General features: G+C 38.0%; 13 protein-coding genes and 1 pseudogene. 5 read left to right on the top strand and 9 right to left on the bottom strand.

The annotated features are described in order from the left end of the window. Positions 1-12: 12 nt before the first annotated feature. The 5 genes from JHT90_RS12640 to JHT90_RS12620 form a co-directional block, all read right to left on the bottom strand. On the bottom strand, positions 13-1,242 hold the full coding sequence (locus JHT90_RS12640; RefSeq protein WP_201091564.1) for a heme biosynthesis HemY N-terminal domain-containing protein: 1,230 nt from the start codon (positions 1,240-1,242) through the stop codon (positions 13-15). Then, on the bottom strand, positions 1,239-2,435 hold the full coding sequence (locus JHT90_RS12635) for a uroporphyrinogen-III C-methyltransferase (RefSeq protein WP_201091563.1): 1,197 nt from the start codon (positions 2,433-2,435) through the stop codon (positions 1,239-1,241). The genes JHT90_RS12640 and JHT90_RS12635 overlap by 4 nt, the downstream gene beginning before the upstream one ends. A gap of 49 nt (positions 2,436-2,484) precedes the next feature. Further along, the gene (locus tag JHT90_RS12630) at positions 2,485-3,249 is read right to left on the bottom strand and encodes a uroporphyrinogen-III synthase (RefSeq protein ID WP_201091559.1); all 765 of its coding nucleotides are present in this window, start codon (positions 3,247-3,249) and stop codon (positions 2,485-2,487) included. A 2-nt stretch (positions 3,250-3,251) separates the two neighbouring features. After that, on the bottom strand, positions 3,252-4,184 hold the full coding sequence (gene hemC, locus JHT90_RS12625; protein WP_201091557.1) for a hydroxymethylbilane synthase: 933 nt from the start codon (positions 4,182-4,184) through the stop codon (positions 3,252-3,254). A gap of 107 nt (positions 4,185-4,291) precedes the next feature. Then, positions 4,292-4,702 (bottom strand): acyl-CoA thioesterase, encoded by a 411-nt coding sequence (locus JHT90_RS12620; RefSeq protein ID WP_201091556.1) that lies wholly within the window; start codon positions 4,700-4,702, stop codon positions 4,292-4,294. A gap of 321 nt (positions 4,703-5,023) precedes the next feature. On the opposite strand from JHT90_RS12620, the gene JHT90_RS12615 reads away from it, so the two are divergent. The 3 genes from JHT90_RS12615 (at position 5,024) to JHT90_RS12605 (ending at position 6,967) form a co-directional block, all read left to right on the top strand. Further along, on the top strand, positions 5,024-5,767 hold the full coding sequence (locus tag JHT90_RS12615; RefSeq protein ID WP_201091555.1) for a hypothetical protein: 744 nt from the start codon (positions 5,024-5,026) through the stop codon (positions 5,765-5,767). Positions 5,768-5,950: 183 nt separating this feature from the next. After that, positions 5,951-6,661, top strand: a complete 711-nt coding sequence (locus JHT90_RS12610) for a hypothetical protein (RefSeq protein WP_201091554.1) — start codon at positions 5,951-5,953, stop codon at positions 6,659-6,661. 12 nt (positions 6,662-6,673) lie between these two features. Continuing rightward, complete coding sequence (locus tag JHT90_RS12605) at positions 6,674-6,967, top strand: hypothetical protein (RefSeq protein ID WP_201091547.1); 294 nt, start codon at positions 6,674-6,676, stop codon at positions 6,965-6,967. 34 nt (positions 6,968-7,001) lie between these two features. Here JHT90_RS12605 and JHT90_RS12600 read toward each other — a convergent pair whose 3' ends face one another. Together JHT90_RS12600 and JHT90_RS12595 are read right to left on the bottom strand one after the other, a co-directional pair. Further along, on the bottom strand, positions 7,002-7,817 hold the full coding sequence (locus JHT90_RS12600) for a TatD family hydrolase (RefSeq protein WP_201091545.1): 816 nt from the start codon (positions 7,815-7,817) through the stop codon (positions 7,002-7,004). Between the two features lie 3 nt (positions 7,818-7,820). After that, positions 7,821-8,567: a methyltransferase domain-containing protein gene (locus JHT90_RS12595; protein ID WP_201091541.1), complete on the bottom strand. Its 747-nt coding sequence runs from the start codon at positions 8,565-8,567 to the stop codon at positions 7,821-7,823. 96 nt (positions 8,568-8,663) lie between these two features. On the opposite strand from JHT90_RS12595, the gene JHT90_RS12590 reads away from it, so the two are divergent. Both JHT90_RS12590 and JHT90_RS12585 read left to right on the top strand, forming a co-directional pair. Beyond that, positions 8,664-9,686: a quinone-dependent dihydroorotate dehydrogenase gene (locus JHT90_RS12590; protein WP_201091539.1), complete on the top strand. Its 1,023-nt coding sequence runs from the start codon at positions 8,664-8,666 to the stop codon at positions 9,684-9,686. 187 nt (positions 9,687-9,873) lie between these two features. Then, positions 9,874-10,269 (top strand): YgiW/YdeI family stress tolerance OB fold protein, encoded by a 396-nt coding sequence (locus JHT90_RS12585; protein ID WP_201091537.1) that lies wholly within the window; start codon positions 9,874-9,876, stop codon positions 10,267-10,269. A 169-nt stretch (positions 10,270-10,438) separates the two neighbouring features. Here JHT90_RS12585 and JHT90_RS15265 read toward each other — a convergent pair whose 3' ends face one another. Together JHT90_RS15265 and JHT90_RS15260 are read right to left on the bottom strand one after the other, a co-directional pair. Continuing rightward, positions 10,439-11,368, bottom strand: a complete 930-nt coding sequence (locus JHT90_RS15265; RefSeq protein WP_201094087.1) for an electron transfer flavoprotein subunit alpha/FixB family protein — start codon at positions 11,366-11,368, stop codon at positions 10,439-10,441. A gap of 192 nt (positions 11,369-11,560) precedes the next feature. Beyond that, a pseudogene (locus JHT90_RS15260) lies at positions 11,561-12,016 on the bottom strand (electron transfer flavoprotein subunit beta/FixA family protein); the annotation flags it as partial. Between the last annotated feature and the right edge of the window lie 15 nt (positions 12,017-12,031).

The following is a 12,031-nucleotide window of genomic DNA, read 5'->3' as shown; positions in this document are numbered from 1 at the left end:
TGGTTTAAGTGGTTAGTCTAATTTATTTTTTGCAGCCGAAGGTAAATACAAAGAGCGATGGATTTGCTGTAAGCTTTCTTGGAAAAGTTGGTTACTCTTTTGTGTTTCACCGCGTTGCGCTAAATAGCCTGCTAATTCAAGACAGGCTTCTGGAGAGCGTTTAAGCTGTAAACTTTTCTCAAAGTATTCTTGAGCTTTACCCCATAATTGGGCGCGTTGACAAAGTTTACCTAGGGTTAAATATAAAATAGCATCATCACTATGGGTATTTAACCAACGCTCTGCGCTACTAATTTGTTTAGCCGCATCGTTGCCTTTGATTTGACCATATAAATAAACCAACTCAGAGCGATAGTCTTTATCAATACTTTTTTGTAAGAGTTTCTCAGCTTCTTGTTGATTACCCAATGAGCAAAGCAGTTGGATATAGGTTTCTAAAATTGCCATATCATCTCTGGCATTATTAGGTAAACCATCCCATGCTTTTTTCAATTGCTCTGCAGCGATAACAGGTTGCTCTTTATTATTAGCAAAAGATTCTTTTAATAATGAAGACCATACATACTGCTCAAGTTTAGCAAGGGTATTTTCAGGTAATAACTTATGTTTCGCTAAGGCAGGTAATAATCTATTAATAGCTATCCAGTTTTCTTGTTGTAAATAAATATCGTAGACAAGTTTAATAACCAGTGGATTATTAGGTTTATCTTCATAAAGCTCGTTAGCTACAGCTAATGCTTTATCATAATCTTGACGCGCCATTAATAAGCGACCAAAAGTTAAACCAATTGCTATTTTAGCTTTGGGTGCGTAATCACAAGCCGCTTCAATAAAAGCGTTACTTTTCTCGTATTCACCTAATTCATTGGCTGCTTGCGCTGCACCTAAATAGTGACCTAATGATTTATGACTTCCCTTTGTGGCAGCTTTGAGGTGTTTTAATGCGGCAGACCAATTACCTTCTGCTAACTCACGCATACCTGCTTCTCCTAGCTTTTGCTTTCTTTCGCTAGAAAAGGGGTTAATTTTGCCAAACACTTCAAACAATATGCCAGTAAGGGTAAAGAGTAACCAGATAACAAAAATAACAAACCCTATTAAAGCAAAGGTTACCCAGAGACTCGATTCATATTCAAAACGGCTAAATTTGATAAAGACATAACCTGCATCTATAGAAATAGCTACGCCTAGTACAAGAGTACAAAGAACAACGATGACTAGTTTAACCATGAGGCGATTCATTGATTATTGCCTCCTGTTGGTTGAGTAACTGTTTGTTGAGGTGTATTTAGAGAGATTTGTTCATCTAAGTAGCTGTTAACAAACTGTAAGGTATCTGTGATATCAGGTACTTCTGTAATAATTGTTTTGTTTTTAAGTTGTTCAATTTTGGTGATTAAAGCTGATACTGCTGTAGTGTCAGCATCAAAGTATTGCTCTAACAACTCTGCAACACGGGTAAGCTCGCTTTTATAAATATCACTTTCACCATTAAGCGCTGCCCATTGTGCTTTTTCAATGGCAAGGTTTAAAGTCATTTTTAATTGCCCAAAACCTTGTGAAGTAAGTATAGGTAATACTTTACTGTTAGCATTGAAGTCTACTCGAACGTAGTTAGATAATTTATCTGCTAATGCTTCAAAACGATTAGTTGGTTTTTCTTGGGAAGTATCCTGTTTTTGGAAAACAGGTTGTTTAACCTTTAGTTCAGCGATCTGAGTTTGAATTGCCGCTAATTGTGAATAGAGATTAGCACGGTCTACTTGTTCGGCCTGCTGTAGTTTTAAAAGGGCTGTTTCGATGGTTTGATTAACTTTGCTGGCTGTTTGACTAAGGTCGCCACGTAGTTTAATGGTTTCGTTCAGGTCGTCTAATAGTTTGCTGGCGCCATTAACATCAGAAGCTCTTAATCGAAAGAAAGCCTGTTTTAATATCTGTTTAGCCTCAAATAGCATCCATGTTTGGCTAGAGTCTGCATTTACTTTTGCCACTTGCGTGATTACATTTTCTTGGGATGCTTTAACTTTGCTTGTTTCTGCACCCAAATCCTTTAGTTTACTTTGTGTATCTGCCAGTTGGTTTCGTAGTGATGCTTCTTGTTGTTTGGTATTTTCACTAAATTGCTGAAGCGCTTGATCAAACTTTTGTTGTTGCTCTGCTAACTGTGTCGTTAAGCTGGTATTTTGGTCAGCAAGTAGGTTATTTTGATTTTTAATTTGCCAATAGGTATAGCCAGCACCACCACATCCTATAATAGCAATAACTAATGCTAAGCCAGCAATCATTGTACTATTAGCTTTAACAGAGGCGGCAGTGTGTGTTTTATTTTTGGTTGAAGTTGTTTTGGGTGGCTCGGATGGGTTACTAGTCACCTTAGCTTTAGGATTATTAGCTTCAACGGATTCATTTTGTTGTGGGTCTGTTTGCTTGTTCACTGGCTTATCCTTCAATTATTCAGTATCAAGTAGAAGTATTTTATAACAATTACGGTGCTTGGTGGTTTTTTAATGAAGTTATTAATGCATCTATACTAGCACCATTACAATTAATAATTTGGCGAATACCCAAATTTGCTGCTTGTTCTGCTACACGCTTGCTTGGAACAAACACAGGCATTTCTGCAAGTTTCTGCCAATCAGTTGTTACTAGTTGTTGTAAATTATCTAAAGCTTGGCCACTACTGATTACAATAGCGTTGATATTTTTATCAGTTAACTGCCGCCATAAAACTTGTTCTGTGTAATTAGGCATCTGGCGACGATAAAGTTCCATTGTTTCAGTAGCAATACCACTTAGCTGTAGTTTTTCGGCTAACCATTGACGGCCTTCTTCACCCTTAATAATTAATACTCGACATTGTGGGTTGGCTAAGTTTTCTTGAAACTCTACAAGCTGCCATAATGCTTCGCTATCATCGCCTAAAGTGGGGTAGTGCACACTAAGATTGGCCGCTTGCAATATCTCAGCAGTGGCTTTACCCACTGTAAACCATGTTTGTTGAATAGGCAGTTGCGGCCAGTAGTAATCTAATCGTTCCAGAATGAGTTTGGCAGCAGGTTTACTAATAACTACAAGGGTTGTATATCGATCAAAATCAAGTAATTGGCTGCGTTGGCTAGCTGTTTCAGGTAAAGCTACTATTTCCAATAGCGGTAAGCATTCAGCAGTAATACCTAATTCTGCTAAAGTGTCAGCTTGTGAGTGACAGTCGGGTGCTGAGCGCGTTAAAAGTAGACGCCAGCTATTCATGGCTATTTTTCCTCACCATAAATAGCTTTTAAAATATCATCTGCTCCTAAGCTGAGCAGCGTTTCAGCAGTCTTTATACCTAGTTCTACTGCTTGGCTGCTAGGGGCTGTAAATTCAGCCGTTAGAACTTTTTGGCCATCAGGCTGGGCGACAAGTCCTCTTAACAAAAGTTGATCGTTATTAAGCAGTGCATAGCCAGCAATTGGAACTTGGCAACCACCATTTAGGTGTTTATTCATAGCGCGTTCAGCGCTGACACAAAAAGCGGTTTGTTGGTGGTGCAGAGGTTTTAGTAATTCATGTAATTCAATATCACTGGTTCTGGCTTCAATGCCTACAGCACCTTGTCCAACAGCGGGTAAACTCATTTCTACAGGGATATAACAGCGAATTCTGTTAGTAAATTCAAGACGTATTAAGCCTGCTGCTGCTAAAATAATGGCATCATATTCATTAGCATCTAACTTAGCTAAACGAGTATTAACATTTCCGCGTAAGAAATGAATTGTTAAATCTGGTCTATAGGTTAATAGTTGTGCTTGTCGTCTTAAGCTTGAAGTACCAACAATAGCACCTTTTGGTAATTCATCTATGGAGTTATATTTATTAGATACAAAGGCATCACGAGGATCTTCTCGTTCACAAATACAATATAAGCCTAATCCTTCAGGGAAATCCATTGGTACATCTTTCATTGAGTGAACAGCAATATCAGCCTCGTTCTCAAGCAAAGCGGTTTCAAGCTCTTTAACAAAAAGCCCTTTACCACCGATTTTAGCTAAAGGTGAATCTAATAATTTATCACCACGGCTAACCATGGGTACTAGTTCTACATTAATATCAGGATGGAAAGCTTCTAAACGAGTTTTAACATATTCAGCTTGCCAAAGTGCTAGGGCACTTTTACGCGTGGCAATACGAATTGTTCTAGGCATATGATTATAAATCCAGTCAACTAAGTAAATAATACAATTATAGTTTCTATAATTATAAAAGTACTCACTTTAACTGATTTAATAGTTAGAATAAAGATATTAGATCATCAAGCTAGCGTATTTTGCTCAGGCAATGCCCGTGTTCTGCCACTGCTATCAATAGCAACAAATACAAAAACAGCTTCTGTTACTTTACGCCAATCATCTGTGATTAACCCCTCACTCCATGCTTCTACACGAATTTGAATAGAACTACGTCTCACTGAGAGTGTTTCTGTATAAAACGAAAGTTGTGAGCCTACTGCAACAGGTACTAAAAAAGACATTTGGTCAATAGCAACGGTAGCTACGCGGCCTTTCGCTATTTTAGCTGCAACCGACGTACCAGCAATATCCATTTGGGAAACAAGCCAGCCACCATAAATATCACCAAAGCCATTGGTATTACATGGAAGAGCAGTGATTTGCAAGGCAATATCACCTTGGGGTAACAGGTAATCAGTTTCTTGTTTATTCATCTTATTGGTACCCTTTATTTATTGTTGACTGCCACTGTAAGTTATTAATTGGCTAAAACCAATGTGTAATAATGTCATCTTCTTTTAATTGAAGCCTGATAAAACAAAGTAAAGTTATATATTTAATTCATAGAATAATCAACTGAAAAGTATTTTAATTTGTTAAATGAAATACTTAGTATCAATATTTACTTAAAAGTTACTAGAATTATTGATTATTCTCATGGTTTTTGTATAAATTTGTTGTCATAGTAGAAAGTGGTATTTTGTTTTTATATTTAAATGTTCATTATTCGCTAGTGAACACCTTCAGGAGGTCTTATGTGCATCGGAATAGCGTTATATAATACAGATAATTTATCTTCTCAAGAAGCTTACACACTAGCACAATTATTTTTTAAAATGGTAGGCCTTCCTATAACAGATGCAGCATACCGCTCCCAACATGCAGGATACAGCAATGTATCAGTATCTGATTTAGCAAAGTTAATTGCTAGCGGTGAGGCGCAGGATTTTAGACTTTATCATAAGGATGGTAATAGTCTGCCATGGGCAGCTTCATTTGGCCATGTAACAGAACAATATGGTGGTTTTTATCATATTGATATGCAGTATGCCAATAATATACCTAAAGATAAACTGGAAGAGTTTTTAAAAGATTGTGCCGAAATAGCTAATGCTGCTTATGGTATTGTTTATACACAAGAAAATGTGGTTGATGCTTATGAGTATGTGCTAGATGAAGGGGTAGTACCTCTACCTGTGTATGAGAAGCATCTAGTTTGGCGTGATGAAACCCCAGGTTTATTTAATGGCCCTGCCAGATATAAAGATAATATGTTAAGAATGGTTTATCCCCATAATGTACTTAACAGTAACCATTTAAACATTAGTATTCAAGGCCAAAGTTTAGGCAACTTGATTATGGGCAACGCCGCATTTGGTGAGCTAAAGGCAGTTAATAATGGTCAGTCTTTTATTTGGAATGTTCCAGAAGAAAATTTAGCTGATGTTAATTCGCTTTTTGGTCAAGCAGGCGCATTAATTGCTTGGAAATCTCAGTAAAATATAATCAATAGAAATAGCACTATTGGATAAATAGTGCTATTTCTGTTTTTTGAAATTACTATAATAATAAAGTTATTTTTTTAGTTTATAATGCATTAAAACTAACTCTAGTTAGCCTAACAGAGTGTTTAGGCTTTGCTAATAAATTCACTTAGAATTCCTCTATAAGGAATATCATATATGAAACGTACTACCTTACTGATAACAACCCTTTTGCTAAATTTATTAGTTATTACAGGCTGTTCTAGTAATAAACACCCTGCTACTGATTTGCCTGAACTTGAGCAGACTGGGCCTATTTGGGGAGATGGTGTTGAAGCAAAAGAAGAATTTATGGATGTGGTAAGGGTTGCACCTTCACAACCAACAGCGATGGGGGAGATTTATTATTCAGCTACTCCACCAGAGGGAACAGTTGTTGCTAATCCTGCTTTTGCACAAGGTCGAATCAATGTAACTATTTTAGATAGATATGGTAATAAGATTCCTGTTATTCAATCTGGAGGAAATTACTATATCAAAGGCATTAAAGGGGAGAGTTATACGCTTTACTTTGAAAATATTAGTAACACAGGTTATGAGGTATTAGTGACTACGGATGGTGTTGACAGTATCACAGGCCATGAAGGGCATTATAATAACGCGGGTTATATTCTATTTCCAGGTAATACCATTACCATTAAAGGTTTTCGGCAAACCAGACAAGAATATAAACCTTTTATATTTCATGAAAAAGATAGCCCTTATATTAAAGGCGCCAATGAAGGTTCAGCAGCTAATATTGGTGTGATAGGTTTTGCATTATTTGAGTTAACAACACCAAAAATGGCTAAGGATGTTAAACCTAAAGCTTTTCCTGCTCAAACCAATAAGTTTCGACTAGATCAGTAATTAGAGGTTGTTATGCAGAAAATATTAGTAGTCACTTTATGTCTTTTGGGTGGAGTAACTGTAATAGGTTGTTCTAGTGATAAAAAGGGAAATCCTTATAAAGAAACACATATAGTGAGTGTTGTGCCTAATTATCAAATAACACCTAATGCTAACCCAACATTAAAGAAGCCAATTGCTGAAATGACAGAAGATGAGCTGAAAACACGTTATGGTGAATTGCAGAGACAATCAGGATTGAGCGCACCTCAACAAAAAGAGCTTAATATGATTGCTGAAAGACTAAGGCAACTTTCAAAAGAATAAGGATATAAAAGGAATAGTTAGTTACTATTCCTTTTTAATTTATGCTAGGTAGTTTAAAGAAGGCTTGGGCACAAGCTGTAGTATGAATACCTGTTTGTTGGGCAGTTTCTTGGCGACAACGCGCTACGGTATTTAGTACTTCTGGTAAAAAAGCGGGCTCATTACGGCGATCTTGTGGTTTGGTTTTTAATGTACGCGGTAGTAAATAGGGACCATCAGTTTCAATCATTAAACGCCCTGTAGGAATATCTTTAACCAAATGTTGTAGATGCTCACCACGACGTTCATCACAAATCCAACCAGTAATGCCGATATGTAAGTCCATATCTAAATATTGATAAAGTACTTTTTTCTCTCCTGTAAAGCAATGGATAACCGCTGCTGATAACTGATCTCTGTATTGTTTTAGTATAGCGATAAATCGATCATCCGCATCACGCTCATGCATAAATACAGGTTTACCTGATTCAATAGCTAATATTAACTGTTCTTCAAAAACACGCTCTTGTACAGGACGAGGGCTAAAATCACGATTAAAATCTAAACCACACTCACCCACTGCTTTTACAGTAGGTTCTGCCAATAGTTGTTTTAGTGTAGTTAGTGTATCGCTGTGCCACTCTTTTGCATGGTGGGGATGAATACCTACGGTACTAAATAGTTGTGTAGCGGTTTTATCATATTCTTGGCATAGCTCAACAGCTTGTTGGCTTTCTTGCTCACTGGTACCTGTAATAACCATTTGCAGCACTTGGGCTTGATAAGCACGTTGTAATACTTGAGTGAGGTCTTTTTTAAAACTTTTATTGGTTAAATTAATACCAATATCAATTAAATAGGGTTGGTTCATAATTTACTCTTTTATTTGGCATAACCAATGTAAATAGCACCCTAATCCAGAGAAGGTAGGATGATTACGATATTCCAGTTCCATTTCAATAAGGCTCTCTAAGTCAGCCATTTTTTTAAACTGTATGGGCATATAATCAGAAAACACACGGATACCGCTTTTTTTAGCGATGTGCCAATCTGTACTCATTGCTTCATTGAGCAATGTCGGATCAATGGGATGTTGTGGTGTTAGGCTTTGTTTTTCACCAGCGAAATGTTGTTTTTTAATTTTTCGGAAGTTTCTTTTTAATAAGTTTCGATAAATTAAAGCATCTTTATTATAAAAGGCTAATGATAACCAGCCCTTTTTATGGGTTAATTGCTTTAAGGTATTAAGAATACTTAACGGGTCAGCTAACCATTCTAATACCGCATGACATATTACTAAATCAAAGGGTTCTGCAAAATCTAACTGTTGCCAAGGTTGTTCAATAAAGGTTGCATTTAGTCCTGCTTGTTTAAATTGTTCTCTTGCTCCTTCGAGCATCACGGCAGAGGGTTCGGTAACCGTTACATGATGACCTTGTTCAGCTAACCACAGTGATATATGGCCAAGCCCAGCCCCAATATCTAATATTCTAATAGGCGTATTGGGCAGAATAGAGCGTAAATCAGCTTGTAGTACTGCTAAGCGAATAGCACCTTTTGTACCGCCATAAATTTTCTTAGCAAAATGGCTCGCCAATTCATCAAAGTAACGATCAGACATATTTAATTAATTCAAGTCAATAGATTTTAATGGGGTATTTTAGATGGAACTTGCTATAATAATAAACTGTTATTTCTCCTTATTTTGCGAGCTATCATGTATAAGTTAATTCGCCCATTAATATTTTCGCTTGATCCAGAAACTGCACATAATGTTGCTATTCAAGGTTTAAAATTACGAGGTAAGTTAGGCTGTGTTGATAGCGCACCTTATTTACCTGTTAAGGTAATGGGGCTAAATTTTACTAATCCTGTTGGTTTGGCTGCTGGGCTTGATAAAAATGGTGAAGCAATTGATGGTCTTGCCTCTCAAGGTTTTGGTTTTATTGAAGTGGGGACAGTTACACCACGACCACAGCCAGGTAATCCAAAGCCAAGGATATTTCGCTTACCTGAGGCACAAGCCATTATTAATCGTATGGGATTTAATAATCAGGGCGTTGATCAATTAATAGCTAATGTTAAGGCAAAGAAATATAAAGGCATAGTGGGTATCAATATCGGTAAGAATTTTGACACGCCTGTAGAAGAAGCTGAAAAAGATTATTTGATTTGTTTAGAAAAAGTCTATCCTTACGCGGATTATATAACCGTTAATTTAAGCTCACCCAATACCCCTGGGCTTCGCACTTTACAGTTTGGGGATAGTTTAAAAAAATTATTAGAGCAATTAAAAACTCGCCAACAAACGTTACAGCAGCAACATAATCGTTATGTTTCTCTAGCCATAAAAATAGCACCTGATATGACAGAGGAAGAAACAGTATTGGTAGCAAACGCTTTAGTAGAGGCGGGGATGGATGCGGTTATTGCGACTAATACTACTATTGCTAGAGATGCCGTTAAGCATCTATTACATGGTAATGAGGCAGGTGGACTGTCTGGTGCGCCTTTATTAGAGGCGAGTACTAAAACAGTGCAATTATTATCAGAGGCCTTACAAGGTAAGCTGCCTATTATTGCAGCAGGTGGTATTACTACAGGTGCACATGCAGTGCAGAAGTTACAAGCAGGTGCTAGTCTGGTACAAGTTTATACAGGTTTTATTTATCGTGGCAATGAGTTAGTGTATGAGTCAGTGAATGCAATTAAAGGCGCAGGCGTTTTGCCTAAGAATTAAGCATTGTAATTTTAGAAAATGGTAAGACTAGCCTGTGCTTATAATAGCAATGAGAATGATTAATATCCTGATACAAGTCTCTGGCTGAAAATAATAAAATTTTTATTTTTTTCTGTTTAACTAATGTATCTTAATACTATATAAGATTTTATTGAAGATTATAAATAGATTGATGGGAGTTTTTATTATGAAAAAAGCATTAGTAATAGCTACAGCGTTATTAACTTTAGGTAGCACAGCTGCATTCGCACAGCAGGGTGGATTTACTGGCCCTTCATCTTCTACTACCGAAAAAGGTGGTTATAGTGGACCTAGAGCAACTACTTCAGTAACCACTGTTGAGCAAGCTAAACAAATGCGTGATGATAGTAAAGTAACATTGCGTGGTAATATCGTTAAGCATTTAGGTAAAGAAAAATACACCTTTAAAGATAACACAGGTGAGATTACTGTTGAAATCGATGATGATGATTGGAGAGGTGTAACAGTTGGTCCAAACGATCTTGTTGAAATTTATGGCGAAGTAGATAAAGATTGGAACTCTGTTGAGATTGATGTAGATACTATTCGTAAAGTTAAATAATCGTATTTTATTAATAAAACTTAAAAAGTAGGGTGACTAACTAAATTAGTTGCCCTATTTTTTTGCTAATAAAAAAGGTAGGTTAATGATAAACATTAAACCTACCTAACAATTATCAATAACAGAGTGACAGTATTGATACGTTGAAACTATAAGTAGTGTTAGCTACTTATAGTGCATTAGTGAGTTCTGGCACTAGCTCAAATAAGTCACCCACCAAGCCATAATCAGCTACTTGGAAAATAGGTGCTTCTTCGTCTTTGTTGATAGCAACAATTACTTTGGAGTCTTTCATACCCGCCAAATGTTGAATAGCGCCTGAAATACCAACAGCAATGTAGAGTTCTGGGGCTACAATTTTACCTGTCTGACCTACTTGCAGGTCGTTAGGTACATAGCCAGCGTCTACTGCCGCACGTGAAGCACCTACCGCTGCATTTAGTTTGTCTGCTAACGCATAGAGAAGTTGGAAGTTGTCGCCATTTTGTAGGCCACGACCACCTGATATGATGACTTTGGCTGCAGTTAGTTCTGGACGGTCTGATTTGGCCAGTTCTTCGTTGATAAAGCTGGATACGCCTGCATCAGTTGCTTCGCTGATGGTTTCTATGGCTGCACTACCACCTTCAGCAGATACCGCATCAAAACCTGTAGAGCGTACAGTAATCACTTTGATGTTGGCTGTGGTTTGTACGGTAGCAATGGCGTTTCCTGCATAGATAGGACGCTTGAAGGTATCTGGACTTTCTACAGCGATGATTTCTGAGATTTGGTCTACGTCTAGTAGAGCTGCTACGCGTGGTAGGTAGTTTTTACCATCGGTAGTGGCTGGTGCTAGGATATGGCTGTAGTTGTTGGCTAGGCCTACAATAAGTTTGGCTACATTTTCAGGTAGCATATGACCATAGGCTGCGTTGTCTGCTAACAGGACTTTGCTTACACCTTGTACTTTGGCTGCTGCGTCAGCTACGGGTTGGGCATTTTGGCCTGCTACGAGTAGGTGGATGTCGCCACCAATAGCTTGGGCTGCTGCTACGGTGTTTAGGGTGGCTGGGTTGAGTGTTGTGTTGTTGTGTTCTGCTATAACAAGGATTGTCATTAGATCACCTTCGCTTCTGTTCTTTAGTTTGTCTACAAGTTCTGCTACTGAGCTTACTTTGATGCCTGCTTTACGTGCCGCAGGTGCTTCTACTTTTAAGGTGGTGACTGTGTTGTTGACAGTGATACCTAGGTCAGCAGGGCTGGTAGTTTCTAATGGCTTTTTCTTGGCTTTCATGATGTTGGGCAAGGAGGCGTAGCGTGGTTCGTTTAGTCGTAGGTCGGTAGTGACTACGGCGGGTAGGGTGAGTGCTACGGTTTGTAAACCACCATCGATTTCACGGGTAAGGTTGATTTTGTCGCCTACTATTTCTAGTTTGGAGGCAAAGGTACCTTGTGAGTAACCACCAAGGGCAGCTAGCATTTGACCAGTTTGGTTGTTGTCGGTATCGATGGCTTGTTTGCCGAGGATGATGAGTTGTGGTTGTTCTTTGTCAACGATAGCTTTGAGTATTTTGGCTACGTTTAGGGAGCTTAGGTTGTCTTCAGCTTCTACTAGGATGGCACGATCAACACCTAGCGCTAGGGCGGTACGAAGTTGTTCTTGTGCCGCTGCTGGACCTACGGATACGGCTATTACTTCGCTGGCTATGCCTTTTTCTTTTAAACGTATTGCTTCTTCTACGGCAATTTCGCAAAAGGGGTTCATTGACATTTTGACATT

Origin of the sequence: Entomomonas asaccharolytica, from assembly GCF_016653615.1 — a bacterium.
Lineage (GTDB): Bacteria > Pseudomonadota > Gammaproteobacteria > Pseudomonadales > Pseudomonadaceae > Entomomonas > Entomomonas asaccharolytica.
This window is presented reverse-complemented; position numbering and strand designations above follow the sequence as displayed.